The sequence below is a fragment of the Leucobacter weissii genome (genome assembly GCF_017565745.1).
GTDB lineage: Bacteria > Actinomycetota > Actinomycetes > Actinomycetales > Microbacteriaceae > Leucobacter > Leucobacter weissii.
Map to the genome: position 1 here is coordinate 411,163 of NZ_JAGDYM010000004.1, position 15,607 is coordinate 426,769.

The 15,607-nt window shown below is 72.2% G+C and carries 9 protein-coding genes; 6 read left to right on the forward strand and 3 right to left on the reverse strand.

Annotated elements, in window-relative coordinates; all coding sequences use genetic code 11:
* Positions 1-9: 9 nt before the first annotated feature.
* Positions 10-1,491 (reverse strand): aminopeptidase P family protein, encoded by a 1,482-nt coding sequence (locus J4H92_RS04125; RefSeq protein ID WP_208096364.1) that lies wholly within the window; start codon positions 1,489-1,491, stop codon positions 10-12.
* A gap of 201 nt (positions 1,492-1,692) precedes the next feature.
* On the opposite strand from J4H92_RS04125, the gene J4H92_RS04130 reads away from it, so the two are divergent.
* Together J4H92_RS04130 and J4H92_RS04135 are read left to right on the forward strand one after the other, a co-directional pair.
* Positions 1,693-2,532, forward strand: coding sequence for a PHP domain-containing protein (locus J4H92_RS04130; protein WP_208096366.1), 840 nt, complete (start codon positions 1,693-1,695; stop codon positions 2,530-2,532).
* A gap of 155 nt (positions 2,533-2,687) precedes the next feature.
* Positions 2,688-4,226: a protein adenylyltransferase SelO gene (locus tag J4H92_RS04135; protein ID WP_208096367.1), complete on the forward strand. Its 1,539-nt coding sequence runs from the start codon at positions 2,688-2,690 to the stop codon at positions 4,224-4,226.
* A gap of 111 nt (positions 4,227-4,337) precedes the next feature.
* On the opposite strand, the gene J4H92_RS04140 is transcribed toward J4H92_RS04135, so the two are convergent.
* On the reverse strand, positions 4,338-5,840 hold the full coding sequence (locus J4H92_RS04140) for a DEAD/DEAH box helicase (RefSeq protein WP_341782989.1): 1,503 nt from the start codon (positions 5,838-5,840) through the stop codon (positions 4,338-4,340).
* A 273-nt stretch (positions 5,841-6,113) separates the two neighbouring features.
* Between J4H92_RS04140 and J4H92_RS04145 the strand changes: the two genes are divergently transcribed.
* Together J4H92_RS04145 and J4H92_RS04150 are read left to right on the forward strand one after the other, a co-directional pair.
* Entirely contained in the window at positions 6,114-6,836 is a 723-nt protein-coding gene (locus J4H92_RS04145; RefSeq protein ID WP_208096370.1) for a ferritin-like fold-containing protein, read from the forward strand.
* Complete coding sequence (locus J4H92_RS04150) at positions 6,833-8,116, forward strand: methyltransferase domain-containing protein (RefSeq protein ID WP_208096372.1); 1,284 nt, start codon at positions 6,833-6,835, stop codon at positions 8,114-8,116. Before J4H92_RS04145 ends, J4H92_RS04150 begins: the two co-directional genes overlap by 4 nt.
* Before the next feature lie 274 nt (positions 8,117-8,390).
* On the opposite strand, the gene J4H92_RS15685 is transcribed toward J4H92_RS04150, so the two are convergent.
* Positions 8,391-8,660 (reverse strand): DUF3107 domain-containing protein, encoded by a 270-nt coding sequence (locus J4H92_RS15685; RefSeq protein ID WP_341782990.1) that lies wholly within the window; start codon positions 8,658-8,660, stop codon positions 8,391-8,393.
* A gap of 297 nt (positions 8,661-8,957) precedes the next feature.
* Between J4H92_RS15685 and J4H92_RS04160 the strand changes: the two genes are divergently transcribed.
* Positions 8,958-12,179, forward strand: a complete 3,222-nt coding sequence (locus J4H92_RS04160) for a UrvD/REP family ATP-dependent DNA helicase (protein WP_208096374.1) — start codon at positions 8,958-8,960, stop codon at positions 12,177-12,179.
* Complete coding sequence (locus J4H92_RS04165) at positions 12,176-15,604, forward strand: ATP-dependent helicase (RefSeq protein WP_208096377.1); 3,429 nt, start codon at positions 12,176-12,178, stop codon at positions 15,602-15,604. Before J4H92_RS04160 ends, J4H92_RS04165 begins: the two co-directional genes overlap by 4 nt.
* Positions 15,605-15,607 lie beyond the last annotated feature (3 nt).

Consider the following 15,607-nt stretch of genomic DNA (forward strand, 5'->3'; position numbering starts at 1 on the left):
CTCGCTACGTCAACGCGATGCGTTGCCGCGACGCTCGCACCATTCCTCGACCTCGTCCGCCGTGCGCGGGATCGCCGCCGAGAGGTTGATGCAGCCGTCCTCCGTCACCAGGATGTCGTCCTCGATGCGCACCCCGATGCCCCGGTACTCCTCCGGCACCGTCAGATCGTCGGACTGGAAGTAGAGGCCGGGCTCGATCGTGAAGACCATGCCCGCCTCGACCCGGCCGTCCTGATACATCTCGCGCCTCGCCTGGGCGCAGTCGTGCACATCGAGGCCGAGATGGTGGCTGGTGCCGTGGACCATGTAGCGGCGGTGATAGGGGAGCGGCGCCTCGCCGCCCGCGCTCCCGTCGGAAGCGCCGCCATCCTCGCCCCGCACGTCAGGGGCGTCGGCAGCGGCGCCGATGCCGAGCGGCAGCCCCCACTCCCGGGTGCGCCGCTCGATCACCGCCATCGCCGCATCGTGCACGTCGCCGAAGCGGATCCCGGGCCGTACGATGGCGCGGGCGGCATCGGCCGCCTCCAGCACGGCGTCGTAGACCCGGCGCTGAACCGGGGAGAAGGATCCCGACACGGGGATCGTGCGGGTGATGTCCGCCGTGTACAGGCTGTCGAGCTCGACCCCGGCGTCGAGGAGCAGCAGGTCGCCCTCGCGCACCTCGCCGTCGTTGCGCACCCAGTGCAGGGTGCAGGCGTGGCTGCCCGCCGCCGCGATCGTCTCGTACCCCACGGTGTTGCCGTCGAGCCGCGCACGGAGGTTGAACACCCCCTCGACCACGCGTTCGCCCCTGGCGCCGGCGATCGCGCGGTCGAGCGACGCGATCACCTCGTCGAAGCCCCTGGCCGTCGCGTCCACCGCGCGCTGCAGCTCGGCCACCTCGAAGGGGTCCTTCACGAGCCTGAGCTCGCTCGCCGCGCGGGCGAGCTCCCCGTCGTCGGGCGCGCGGTCGGCGCCGAGGGTGCGGTCGGCGTCGAGCGCTGCGAAGTCGGCCAGCGGAGCCGTGGCGATCCCGAGATCGGCGGCGACCTGGGCCAGCGTGGGGCGCGGGCCCACCCAGAACTCGCCGATCTCCGGGTCGGCGAAGAACTCGTCGCTGTCACGGCCCGCGGCCTCGCGGAAGAACAAGGTGGCCGAGGGCTCGGCACCCTCGCCGCCGGGATGCTCCAGCACGAGCAGCGCGCCCGGCTCGGCGTCGCTGCCCCAGCCCGTCAGGTGGGCGAAGGCGCTGTGCGCCCGGTAGGGGAAGAAGGTGTCGTTCGAGCGCTGCTTCGCGGGCCCGGCCGCGATGACCAGCCGCTCGCCGGGGAACTGCGAGCTCAGCGCGGCCCGCCTGACGGCGGCGCGCTCGGCCGCCGGGCGAGGCGGAGGCGGCGAGGAGTCCCGCGCGGCCCAGCCGGAGCCGATGTAGGCCAGGAACTGGTCTCCGCGCGGCGTCGTGCTCCGGGCGCTGTGGTCGATCCCGGCCTCGTGCGTCGTGGTGTCTCCCATACGTCCATTCTCTCGCCTCTCGGAGCTCCGCGTCCGATCCGCTCCCGCGCGGCCGCGTGCATGCCGCGAGCTGAACTGCTGAACTGCTGAGCGCTGAGGTGCTGAGTTGTGCAGGGTGTGCACGGTACGCACCCTGCACAACTCAGCACTCGCGGGGCGTCCGAGTCCATCGTGCGCCCTGCCGAAGCATACGATGGACGCATGTCCCGCCGCTACGATCTGCACACGCACTCCGTGCACAGCGATGGCACCACCACGCCGACGGCGATCGCGCGCGAGGCGGCCGCGCTCGGTCTCGCGGGTTTCGCGCTGACCGACCACGACACCACGGACGGCTGGGCCGAGGGGCGCTCCGCCGCCGCGGAGTCCGGGATCGAGTTCCTGCCCGGCATGGAGATCACCACCCGCGACGCGGGACGCTCCACGCACCTGCTGGCCTACGGCGCCCGCCCCGACGCCCCGGAACTCGCGGGCGCGCTCCGCAGGGTGCGCGACTCGCGCGTGGGCCGGGCACAGGAGATGGTGCGACGCCTCGGCGCGGACTTCGATATCCGCTGGCACTCGGTCGTGGAGGACGAGGCGGCGGGCCGGACCGTCGGCCGGCCGCACATCGCGGATGCGCTGGTCCAGGCCGGCTACTTCACCGACCGGAGCGAGGCCTTCAGCCGGGTGCTCGGCCCGGGGTCGCCCTACTACGTCGACACCTACGCGATCGACACGGCCGAGGCGATCCGGATGGTGCGCGACGCCGGCGGCGTGCCGGTGCTCGCCCACCCGGCGGCGGGGCGCCACTCCCGCTCCGTCGATCCGGCCGCGCTGGAGCGGTTCGTCCGCGCGGGGCTGTGGGGCATCGAGCTCGACCACCCCGAGAACCGGTCCGAGTGGCTTCCGGGGCTCGCGCGGCTCGCCGCGGTCCACGGGCTGCGGGTCACCGGGGCGAGCGACTACCACGGGGCCGGCAAGCCGAACCTGCTGGGGGAGCGGACGAGCCCTGAGGCGATCTGGGAGGCTGTCCGGGCGATCGCCGCGATCCCGCGCTGAGGGCGCCGCGACCCCGCCGCGAATGGGACGGTCGTTCGCGAGAGCCTCCGGATTGTCCCGGCGAATACGGTCCCGCTGGAGAACGACGGTCCCCTGCGCGCGGCGAAGCGCGAGAAGCTGAGTGCGTGGACAGGCGGCACGCGTACCGTGGCCGCATGGATGTCCCGACCGTCGATGCGATCGCTCTCGGCGACGCCTTCGCGCGGGAGCTGCCCGAGCTCGGCGCCTCGTGGCGGGCGGTGCGGCCGGAGGATCCCGAGCTGCTCGCGCTCAACGAGCCGCTCGCGCGCGAACTCGGCCTCGATCCGATCCGGCTCCGCGGCGAGCGGGGCGTGCGCCTCCTGCTCGGCAACGAGCTGCCCGAGGGCGCCGCGCCCGTCGCGCAGGTGTACGCGGGGCACCAGTTCGGCGCGTACGCACCGCGCCTGGGCGACGGCCGCGCCCTGCTGCTCGGCGAGATCCGCGCCCCGGACGGGCGGCTCGTGGATCTGCACCTCAAGGGATCCGGGCCGACGCCCTTCGCGCGCGCCGACGGCTTCGCGGCCGTCGGGCCCATGCTGCGCGAGTACCTGATGGGGGAGGCGATGCACGCCCTCGGCATCCCCACCACCCGGGCGCTCGCGGTGGTCGCGACCGGCCGCGGCGTGCGGCGCGACGACTCCTTCGACGCCCTCCCCGGTGCCGTGCTGGTGCGCACCGCGGGCAGCCATCTCCGGGTGGGCACCTTCCAGTACGCGCGATCCACCGGGAACCTCGCTCTCCTGCGTCGCCTGTCCGATCACGCGATCGCGCGCCATTTCCCCGATCTCGCCGAACGCGCCGACGCCCACCTCGGGCTGCTCTCGGCGGTCGTCGAGGCCCAGGCGCGTCTCGTCGCCTCCTGGATGCTCGTCGGCTTCGTGCACGGGGTGATGAACACCGACAACACGACGATCTCGGGGGAGACCATCGACTACGGGCCCTGCGCCTTCCTCGACGCCTACGATCCCGCGGCGGTCTTCAGCTCGATCGACCACGCCGGGCGCTATGCCTATGGCAGCCAACCGGGGATCGCGCTGTGGAACCTCACCCGTCTCGCGGAGTCGCTCCTGCCGCTCCTGCCGCCGCCCAGCACAGCCGCGGGGGCCTCGGGCAGTGCGCAGACCGCGGATCCCGAGTCGGCGCATTCCGAGTCGGCGCAGGCGGCGGCGCTGGACGCCCTCTCGGGCTTCGGGCCGGCGTACGACGCGGCCTGGTCGTCGGGGATGCGGGCGAAGCTCGGGATCGCGGCCGTTCCCGTCGAGCGCTTCCCCGACGCGGCGCTCGTCGAGCTCTCGGCCGCGATGCTCGGCGAACTCCAGATGCACCGGATCGACTACACGCGCTTCTTCCGGGTGCTCGCCGACGCGGCGCGGGGCCGCGATGACGAGTTGTTCGCGCTGTACCCCGACGGCCGGCGACCCGGCGCCTGGCTCTCGCAGTGGACAGGGCTGTCGCCCGACGCCCGGGCCATGGAGGAGGTGAACCCCGTCGTGATCCCGCGCAATCACCTGGTCGATGCGGCGCTCGACGCGGCGACGGAGGGCGACCTCTCGCTCTTCGAGGAGTTGCTCGACGCCGTCACCCGACCGTACGTCCTGCAGGCGGGCCGCGAACGCTACGCGCTCCCCGCGCCGGCCGGGTCCCGCCCCCACGTCACCTACTGCGGCACCTGACGGGTGCGCCTCCTGCGTCCCGGCGAGCTCGGGTGCGCGAATGCGGGCGGCTCGCCGTGAGCAACCGTCGTTCGCGACCCGACTCGCCTCCGGAGACGCGGAGGCGGAGCGTCAGTCGGCGGCGGTGGGTTCGGCCGACGGGGTCGGCGAGGAGGATTCGCCACTCGAACCCGAGCCCGCTCCGCGGCCGCCCCGGCGTCGCCGGCGCCGCCTGCGGGGCGCCTCGCCCGGCTCGATCGGCGCGCCGGGCTCGCCGCCGCCCGCGGCATCGTGGCCGTGCCCCTCGTGATCGTGCGTCTCGTGCCGGCCCCGGCCGCGCGGGTTCTGACTGCGGGTGCGCCGCCGGCCGCGGTCGCCCCGAGCGTCCCCCTGCTCCTGCGCGCTCCCGCCGTCGCGGCTGCCGCGCGGCGCACGATCCTTCACCGGGGTCGCCTTCAGCCGGCCCTTGGTGCCCTCGGGGATCCCGAGATCCTCGTAGAGGTGCGGCGAGGAGCTGTAGGTCTCGAGGGGCTCCGGGGTGCCGAAGTCGAGCGCGCGATCGATGAGCGCCCACTTGTGCATGTCCTCCCAGTCGACGAAGGTCACCGCGATCCCGGTCCGCCCGGCCCGGCCCGTCCGCCCGACCCGGTGCAGGTACGTCTTCTCGTCGTCCGGCACGGTGTGGTTGATGACGTGGGTCACGTCGTCCACGTCGATGCCGCGCGCGGCGACGTCGGTCGCGATCAGGATCTCCTTCTTGCCGGCCTTGAACGCCGCCATGGCGCGCTCGCGCTGATCCTGGTTGAGATCCCCGTGCACGCTCGCCACCGAGAAGCCGCGATCCGCGAGCTCCTCCTGCAGCTTCGCCGCGGCGCGCTTGGTGCGCATGAAGATGACGGTCTTACCGCGGCCCTCGGCCTGCAGGATGCGCCCGATCACCTCGTCCTTGTCGAGCGAGTGCGCCCGGTAGACGTGGTGCTCGATGTTCGCCTGCATCGCGCCCTCGTCGGGGTCGCTCGCGCGGATGTGGATCGGGTTGCGCATGAAGCGGCGGGCGAGGGTGACGATGGTGCCGGGCATCGTCGCGGAGAACAGCATGGTGTGGCGGGCCGGCGGCGTCTGCGCGAACAGCTTCTCGATATCGGCGAGGAAGCCCAGATCGAGCATCTTGTCGGCCTCGTCCAGCACCATCTCGGCGACGTTCTTGAGGTCGAGCAGCCGCTGGCCGGCGAGATCCAGCAGGCGACCGGGCGTGCCGACGACCACCTGCGCGCCCGCCTTCAGCTGCTCGATCTGCCCCTCGTAGGCCTTGCCCCCGTAGATCGGAACGATCTGCGTTGCCCGGTTCTTCGAGGCCAGCTCGAGATCCTCGAACACCTGCACGGCCAGCTCGCGGGTCGGCACCACGACCAGCGCCTGCACGCCGGGGGCGGGATCCGTGCCGAGCCGCTGCAGCAGCGGCAGGCCGAAGCCGAAGGTCTTGCCGGTTCCGGTCTTCGCCTGACCGATGATGTCCTGCCCGCCGATGGCGAGCGGGATCGTCTGCTCCTGGATGGGGAATGCGTCGATGATGCCCTGATCTGCGAGGGCGCCGACCATGTCGGCGTCGACGCCGAGTTCGGTGAACGTGGTCACGCTGTGCTACCTGTCGTTTCTCTTTCGGCGGCTCCCGTGGTGCCGCGCAGTGCCAGTTTCGTTTCCGGCGCTCGAGGCGCCGTCGGTTGCGTGCTACGCGCCGATCCGGAAGTCTTCGGACTCTCGGACCCAAACAGTGCTGCTTGTGACTTCGCTGCAGGCGTAGCGGCGGGAGAGTTCCACGACTCCCGCGATCCATCTCGGGCCGTCAGACGACTGCCCGCCGGTCCAGTCTATGCGGTGCAAGCTGGTGTTCGCCGGTACACTGGCGACGTGTTCGAGTGGATCAAGAGGCTGCGCCGGAAGACGAAGGCGCCCGCGCGCACCCTGGGCTCCCGCGATTCCTCCGCCGACGCCCAGCAGGTCGAGCTCGCCGAGTTCGCTCCCGGGATCATGCCGTTCCTCGGTTTGACCGCCTATCTGCAGCTCGAACTCTACGAGGCCTCGACCCGCGCGGTCTCCGGCGCCCCCGAGCTGCGCTCCAAGGACGTGCTCGCGCGGGCGGCCGGGATCACGCTGACCAAGCATCAGCGCCTCACCGCGGAGATCCGCCGTCGCGGGCGCGAGCCCTATCTGATCATGGAGCCGTTCGCCCCCGTCATCGATCGCTACATCGATCGGATCGAGGTGCCCGACTGGCACCAGCACGTCCTCTCGATCTATCTGGTCGGCGGGTTGTTCGACGGCTTCTTCGCCTCGCTCGCCGAGGGCCTCGACGACGGCTACCGGGACGACGCCATCGCGATCCTGCTCGACGGCTCCGGGCGGGACGAACTGCGCGAACTGCTCGCGGCCGAGATCGCGGCGGATCCGTCGATCGCGAACCGACTCGCGCTCTGGGGGCGCCGGCTCGTCGGCGACACCCTCCTGGTCTCACGACACGTCCTGACGCTCAGCGAGGGGCGGGAGTTCGTCGCGAGCGAGGTCGAGCCGGTGTTCACGGAGCTCATCGCGGATCACATCCGGCGCATGGACGGGCTCGGACTGACCGCATGAGCGGCGTCCGGATCCCGACCCGGCCGACGGGCTCGGGTCCGGGGGAGGGCGGTGCCGGGGTCCTGCGCTGCCGGCACTTCGACGCCGGCGAATGCCGCTCGTGCACGCTGATCGAGATCCCGCACCTCGAGCAGCTCGCCGCCAAGGAGGCCCGCTGCCGGGAGCTGCTGCCCGCCGTGCCCGAAACGGCGTGGGCACCGGCGTTCGGCGGCGCCGACCGGGGCTTCCGCAACCGCGTGAAGCTGGTGGTGGGCGGTTCCGCCGGGCGGGTGACCCTCGGGATCCTCGGGCCCGACCGACGGGGCGTGGATCTGCGGGACTGCCGGATCCAGGCTCCCGGCATCGCCGCAGTGCTCCCGGCGGTATCGAGATTCCTCGACCGCACCGGCCTCGCGCCCTACGACGTGCCGGCGCGCCGGGGCGAGCTGAAGTTCGTCCACCTCACGATGGCGCCCGAGGATCGCGGCGCGGGCGGTGACGCCTCCGGGGGCGAGCTGATGCTGCGCTTCGTCGTGCGGAGCGAGGCGGCGCTGCGCGCGCTGCGCAGCCGGACGGGCGAGCTGCGGCGCGAATTCCCCCGGGCGGCGGTGATCTCGGTGAACCTGCTTCCCGAGCACAAGGCGGTGCTCGAGGGGGAGCGCGAGGAGGTGCTGCACGGCGAGACGCTGCCCATGCGCCTCGGGCCGGTGACGCTGCACCTCCGGCCGAGGAGCTTCTTCCAGACCAACACGGAGGCGGCGCGGGAACTCTACGCGCAGGTCTCGGCCTGGGCGGTCGAGGGCGCTCCCGACTCGGTTTGGGATCTCTACTGCGGCGTGGGCGGGTTCGCGCTGCACGTTGCTCACGCGCTGCGCGAGGCCGGCGGGCAGCGCCGTGCTCGCGGATTCCGGGCCGGGCCGGGCGCGCCGAAGCCGACCGTGCTGGGGGTCGAGCTCGGCGAGGCCGCCGTGGATTCGGCGCGGCGGTCGGCCCGGGAGGCCGGTCTCGACGCTCGATTCACCGCCGCCGACGCGACCGACTTCGCGCTCGCGTCGGCATCACGCGACGCACCCGGACTGCTGATCGTCAATCCGCCGCGGCGGGGGATCGGTCCGGTTCTCGCCGACTGGATCGAGGGATCGGGCGTCCCGCAGCTCGTGTACTCCAGCTGCAATCCGGAGAGCCTGGCGCGCGACCTCGCTGCGATGCCTGCCTATCGGGTGCGCGAGGCCCGGGTGTTCGACATGTTTCCCCACACCTCCCACCTCGAGGTCGCGGTGCGGCTGGAGCGCTCGGCGTGATCCGCACCGTCGGCCGGGTTCCCCGCTGCCGCCCGCCCGCGCCGCCGGCGTACGCTCAACCGACGGGCGTACCTCGAGAACACCGTGATTTCGAGGTACGCCCGTGATTTCGAGGTACGCCCGTGATTTCGAGGTACGCCCGTGATTTCGAGGTACGCCCGTGATTTCGAGGTACGCCCGTGATTTCGAGGTACGCCCGTGATTTCGAGGTACGCCCGTGTGTTCGGGGTGCACCCGCGATTCGGATGCTCCGCGGATCAGCGCTGGGGCGGGATCAGCTGATGAAGCCGACCTTGCGCCCGCCTTCGCCGCCAAGCTCGACGTAGGCGATTCCGGCGGTGGGCACGAAGTACTGCTTGCCCTTCGTGTCGGTGAAGGCGACCAGCGGCTGCTTGCCCTCGGCGAGCGCGGCATCGAGGATCGTGCGCAGTTCCTCGGCCGCGGTGTCGGTCTCGAAGGTGAGCTCGCGGGGAGAATGAACAATGCCGATACGGACTTCCACGGACTGCCTCCTTGGATCGGTGCGGATGTGCTGCTTGCGCACCTGCGAGTCTACGGCCCGGCGTGTCTCGGCGGCGGCGATACCGCGGACGTTTCGCCCACAGCGCAGCCCGTCCGGCGCTCCGGGCAGCTGTAGGCGCGTGCGGGCTATACGAAAGGCGGGGAGGAGGGAAGCGCGGGCAGGGCGGACGGCGGTCTTTCGGGCTCGCTGTGGGAATCCCGGCGGGCGACGATTCCGGCGCCGATCGCGATCTCTCCGCGTGTTCCCCGGTCTCCGGGGCCGGGGCGGCCGGCCGGCCGCGCTGACGGGAGTGTCGGCGGTCGGTTCTAGGCTGAGAGCATGATCGAATTCGACGCCTCGCAGCGCGCGGTCCTGAGCCTCGACCCGGCGCGGCACGCGCGTGTGCTCGGAGCTCCCGGCAGCGGCAAGACGTTGACGCTCATCGAGGCGTACGCACTGGTGCTGGAGCGGCCGGGCTGGTCCGAGGCCGACGTCGTGGCACTGGCGCCGAGCCGGCTGTCTGCCGGCTCGCTGCGCTCGGCCATCGAGGTGCGGGTGGGGCGCGCCCTCGGCGGAACTCCTGCGCGCACGCCCACCTCGTTCGCCTTCGGAGTGCTCGCCCGCGCCGCGGCGGAGTCGGGGGAGTCCGCACCCCGTCTGCTGACCGGCACGGTGCAGGACGAGGCGATCTCCTCCGTGATCGAGGAACGATGCGGTTCCGGGGTCGAGGCGGGGCCTCTCCCGCCTGAGGTGCTGCGCAGTCCCGCGTTCCGCGGAGAGCTGCGGGAGTTCTGGCGGGTGCTCGACGACTTCGACCTCGACCCCTTGCAGCTGCTCGAGCGGTTGCGGGGCCTGCGGGGGCAGGCGGCCAGAGAGGCCGTCACTCGGATCCCCGATGATCGTCTGCTCGAGCGCTGGGCGGAAGCGCTCGGCATCGTCGCCGAAGTGGGCCGGAGACTGTCCGGAGCGCGCGGTTCCGAGATCGGCCCGAGCGCGCTGCTCCGGGCCGCGGGTCATGCCGTGCGCTCGGGGCGGGCCGCCGTGCCGAGGCTCCTGCTGGTCGACGATGCGCAGGAGCTCGGCGAAGGCGATCTCGCACTGCTGGCCGCCTGCGCGGCCGGCGGCGGCCGCGTATGGGTGTTCGGCGACCCCGACACCGCGACCGGAACCTTTCACGGGGAGCGGCCGCGGGTGCTCGAAGACCTCGCGGGCCAGCTCGCCCGGCGTGAAGGCGCGGGCGGGCGGGCCCTGCGGGGGTCGGCGGAAGAGCCGGAGCAGCTGTGCGTGCTCGGGACCGCGCACCGTCACGCCGCGGAGATCCGGGAACTGGTGAGGGGTCTCACCGCGCGCATCGGCGTCGTCGGAAGCGGGGCGCAGCGGGCGGCGCCGGCTGCGCCCGCCGCGGGAGGATCCGATCTCGGGGCGGGCGGCGGGTCGACGGTGCGCTTCGCGGTCGCCTCGTCGCCGTCCGAGCAGGCGGGCATCGTGGCCAATAGGCTGCGTCGCAGTCGGCTGGGACTCGACGGGTCCGATCCGATGCGCTGGCGGGGCATGGCGGTGATCTGCCGGTCGCGGGCCGAGACGGCCCGCGTGTCGCGCGCGCTGGCCGCGCACCAGGTGCCGACGGGCGTGTCGGCCGGCGGGCTCGTCCTCCGCGAGCATCAGGTCGTTCGCGACCTGATCCGTCTGCTGCAGCACGCGCTGGACGATCAGCCGCTCGGGGCGCAGGACGCGCTCCGTCTGCTCGGCGGCCCGCTCGGCGGGCTCGACCCGGTCGCCGTGCGACGCCTGCGCGGTGCGCTGACGCTCGACGAGCGGCGACGCGCACGCGAAGAGGAGCGCGAGGCGCGCAGCACCGACGACCTCATCCTCGAGGGACTCGCCTTCCCGGGCGGTGGTCCGCTCATCGACAGCCGCGGCGGTCGGGCGCTGCGGCGACTCGGTTTGATCGTCGCGGGCGGGGTGAAGGAGCACGCCGATGGGGGCACGCCGCGAGAGGTGCTCTGGAAGCTGTGGGAGCAGACGGGGCTGGCCGAGGCCTGGCAGGAGGACGCGCTCGGCGAGCGGGGATTCCGAGCCGACGAGGCGCACCGCTCGCTCGACGCGGTCATGGGGCTCTTCTTCGCGTTGCAGCGGCACGAGGAGCAGCACAGCGAGCAGCCGATCGCGCAACTGCTGCAAGAACTGCTGGAGAGCGCCGTGCCGGAGGACTCTCTCGCGCGGCGTTCGCAGCGCGACGAGGTGACGGTGACCACACCCCAGGGCGCAGTCGGCCACGAGTTCGATCTCGTCGCCGTGCTCGGGGTGCAGGATGGCGCCTGGCCCAACACGCGCACGCGCGGATCGCTGCTCGGCACGGTCGCGCTCGAGCGTTGGCTCAGAGACGGACGCCCGTCCGATCCCTCGCGCCGGGACACGGTCCACGACGAGTTGCGGCTCTTCGCGCAGGCCTGCTCGCGCGCGCGGCGCGAACTGCTCGTGGTCGCCGTCAGCGACGACGAGCACCATCCGAGTGCGTTCTTCGGCTTCGGCAGGGAGCATCTCAGCGCCGGCATGCCCAGCGCCCGCCTGACCCTTCGCGGCGCGACCGCGCAGATGCGGCGCCGGCTCGCGGACGATCCGACGGATGAGGAGGCGCGGTCGTCGCTCGCCGCGCTGGCGCGCGCCGCGGTTCCGGGAGCGCATCCGGACGACTGGTACGGGGTGCTGCCGCCCAGCACTGAGGCGCCGCTCCACGACCTCTCGCTGCCCGATCGGCACGTCCCGGTGAGCCCGTCTCAACTGGAACGGGCCGAGACCTGCCCCCTCGACTGGGCCATCGGCGCCCTCGGCGGGGGTGCCGGCAGCCTCGCGATGACCATCGGCACGCTCGTGCACCGGGCCTTCGAGACCGCCGACACGAGCGATCCCGAGGCGATCTTCGCGGAGATCGAACGGGAGTGGCGGAGGCTCCCGTTCGAAGCCGAATGGGAAGCGGCGCGCACCCGGGCGATCGCCGAGTCGATGGTCCGGGGCCTTGCCGACTACCTGCGCGAGTTCGCATCCTCGGAGCGCCGCCTGCTCGGACGGGAGAGCGGTTTCAGCGTGTCGCTCGGTCGGGCCCGGCTGAAGGGGACGGCCGACCGTCTCGAGGGCCGTCCGGTCACCGACGGTATCGAGGTGAGCGTGCTCGACCTCAAGACCGGCGCGAAGCCTCCATCCGGCCCGGAGACCGCGGAGCACGCGCAGTTGCAGGCCTACCAGCTCGGCGTGCTCCGCGGGGCGTTCGCAGCCGAGAACGGATCGGACGCCGGCGGTGATGCGGACGCGGGCGGGATCGTCAACGGGGGAGCCCGTCTGCTCTACGTGCACCCCGAGGCGACGCATGGCGAAGGCTTCGTCGAACGGGCTCAGGCGCCGCTGAACGACGACGCCCAGGAGCGATTCGTGCGCCGCGTCGAGGAGATCGCCGAGGTGATGGCCGCCGCTTCGTTCACCGCGCGGATCGAGCACCACTGCAGCGATCCTTACCGCCCCGGGGCGTGCAGGATCCATGTGATCCGGGCGGTGAGCGACGCATGACCGCCGTGTTCTCCGCCGTTCGCATCGCCGAGCTGCTCGCCGAGCCACCGAGATCCGCGCTCGTGCCGACCTCGGAGCAGCGCGCCGTGATCGAGCATCCGCTTCAGGGCAGTGCGCTGATCGTGGCGGGCGCCGGCAGCGGCAAGACGGAGACCATGGCCGCGCGGGTGGTGTGGCTCGTCGCCAACGGTCTCGTCGCGCCGGATCAGGTGCTCGGCCTCACCTTCACGCGCAAGGCCGCCGGAGAACTGCGGGAACGCATCGTCGGGCGGCTGGAGGCATTCGGCGCGCGACTCGCCGATGCCGCCGAACGGGGCCGGCTCACGAGCGCCGAGGCTGCGCGGGCGACAGCGCTCGTCGACCTGCTCTCGGACGGGCTCGATCTCCCGGAGGTGAGCACCTACAACTCCTTCGCCGCGGGGGTGCTGCAGGAGTTCGGCGTCTCCGCGGGTCTCCTGCCCGGGGCGACGATGATCGACGAGGCCACCGCCTGGCGGATCGCTCGAGAGGTGATTCTCGCGAGCGGCGATCCCGGACTCGCCTCGAGCGGTCTTCGCATCCCGGAACTGGTGCGCCAGGTGATCGGCATGGATCACGCCGTCGCCGACCACCTCACCACTCTCGACCGCGTCCAGGCGATCGTGACGGAGTTCTCCCGGGTGATCGACCTGCCCTACGACGAGAAAGACCCGGTGGGCGGTCCGGCCGGCAAGAACTACGCTGCCGTGCGCGACGCCGTCGCGAACGTCTCGGAGACGCCGCTCATCGCCCGACTCGCCGGTGAGTTCGCCGAGGAGAAGCGCCGCAGAGGCCTCATCGAGTTCTCCGATCAGCTCGTCCTGGCCGTGAGGGCCCTCGAGCATTCGACCGACGCGGCCGAGGTGCTGCGCGGCCGCCACCGGGCGGTCCTGCTCGACGAGGTGCAGGACACCTCCGTCGGGCAGACGCGTCTGCTCTCACGGATCTTCGCGGGTGCTCCGGTCATGGCCGTCGGCGACCCGCATCAGTCGATCTACGGCTGGCGCGGTGCCTCCGCCGCGGGCCTGCGATCATTCCACGCCGATTTCCGCGCCCCGGGCTCGGAGCACCGGGCGGCCACGCTCACCCTGTCGACCAGCTGGCGCAATCCCGAGACGGTGCTGGAGGCCGCGAACGTCATCTCCGCACCGCTGGCGGCGGACTCCGTGATCGACGTTCCGCGCCTGCGCCCCCGCACCGGCGCTCCGCAAGGGACAGTCGAATGGATCTTTCCGGAGACCGTGCACGAGGAGCGCGAGCAGGTCGCAGCCTGGGTATCCCGAGCGCGAGAAGCGCACGAAGCCGAACACGGGGCGCTGCCGACCGCGGCCGTGATCTTCCGCAACCGCCGTCATATGGCGGCCTTCTCCGCGGTGCTCGCCCAGGCGGGCGTGCCGAACCGGATCGTGGGTCTCGGAGGCTTGCTGAGCACGCCGGAGATCACGGACGTGGTGAGTGCGCTCCGCTGCCTCTGGTACGCCGATGCCGGCGGGGAGCTGATACGGCTGCTCGTCGGTCCCCGATTCCGCGTCGGCGTCGCGGATATCGCCGGTCTCCGCGATGCGGCCCGCTGGTTCGAGGCGCGCGACGTCTCGCAGAAGCGGCTCGGCGATGAGGACCGGGAGGCCGATCGGATGCTTCCCGACCCCGACCGGCAATTCACCCTCGTCGACGCGCTCGACCAGTTCGTCGCCGTGAGAGACGTCGAGCACCCCGCGTTCGCGGGCATCAGCCCCGTCGGGCGAGAGCGGCTTCGAGACGCGGGGCTGATGCTGCGATCATTGCGGCAGGGCGTGGCCGGAGACATCGTCGAGCTGATCTGGGCCGTGGTGCGAGCTCTGCGCATCGACATCGAGCTGGAGGCGAACGAGCATCGCTGGGCCGAAGCCGGAGCCGTCGCGATGACCAACCTCGACGTCTTCGTCGAATTGGTCGAGAAGCACCTCGCGATCGACGCGCACGGCACGCTGCCCTCGCTGCTGGAATGGATCGAGCGAGCCGTCGAGGCCGACGAGACCGCCGAGCACGTCGCCGCCCCCGTTCCCGGCACCGTGCATCTCATCACCGCACACGGATCCAAGGGGCTGGAATGGGACATCGTCGCGGTGCCCCGACTCGTCGAGGCCGAGTTCCCCGCGACGCCCCGCGACGGGACGGGGTGGCTTCGCAAGGGACAGCTGCCGGACGAGTTGCGCGCGGACGCTGCGGCGCGTCCCGTGCTCGACTGGCGCATCGCGACGACGCAGAAGGAGCTCAGGGGCCGGCTGACGGACTACCGGAACGAGCTCAAGGAGCGCTACGCGGCCGAAGAGCGGCGCCTCGCCTACGTCGCGGTCACCCGCTCCGCGGGGCGACTGCTGCTCAGCGGATCGTTCTGGGGCGGGCAGAGCCGGCCGAGGAAGCCATCGCCCTATCTGCGCGAGCTCGCGGGGCACGCGCAGCAGGAGCGCCCGCGGGAGGAGTCCGCCGGGAACGGGCACGGACGGGTCGAACGGCCGCTCGACCGTCCGCTCAGCGCCGCGCTCCCGGAGGAGAGCCGGCACGACGACGATCCGAGCCGGACGGACGAGTACACGATGCAGTGGCCGCTCGATCCTCTCGGCGTGCGCGCGGCTGCGGTGCGACGAGCCGCCGCGGCGGTGCGCACGGCGATCGCGAGTGCGGATGCCGAGCCCGTCGACCCCACCGTGGGTCTGCTGCTGGCCGAGCGAGAGGCCGCCCGGCGGGGCGACGGAGAGACGGTGCTCGCCGAACGGATCACCGCCTCCTCCTTCCACGAGTTCGTGGAGAACCCGGCTTGGGCCGAGCGGCACCGGCTCCGTCCGGTGCCGCAACGCCCCTACCGGAGGACGAGAACCGGCAACCGCTTCCACGAGTGGGTCGAACGTCGGGCCACGACCGGTATCGGCACCGCTCTCGTGCTTCCCGGCCTCGAACCGGGCGCCGTCGATCCCGAGAGAGAGGAGTTCGACGTCCATCGCGACCTCGAACCGCTGATCCAGCGCTTCGAGGCGTCGAGGTGGGCGGATCGGAAGCCCATAGCGGTCGAGCTCGAGATCGCGCTGCCCTTCGCCGGTCGCACGCTCGTCTGCAAGCTCGACGCCGTCTATCGCGACGGCGACGGCCCGGAGGCGCGCTACGAGGTGGTCGACTGGAAATCGGGCCGTCCGCCCCGCGATGACGCGGAGCGCAGCTCGCGCTTCCTGCAACTCGACCTCTACCGGCAGGCCTATGCGCGATGGTCGGGAATCTCTCCCGAGAAGATCGATGTGACCCTGTTCTACGTGGCGGAGGGGGAGGAGCTCAGAGGCGAGGGCAATCGGAGCCTGGAGGAACTCGAAGGACTGTGGAGGGGCTCGGCGCAGGCGGTCGGCTTCGACGCGGCCGATCCCGCGGACGGGGAGTGACGG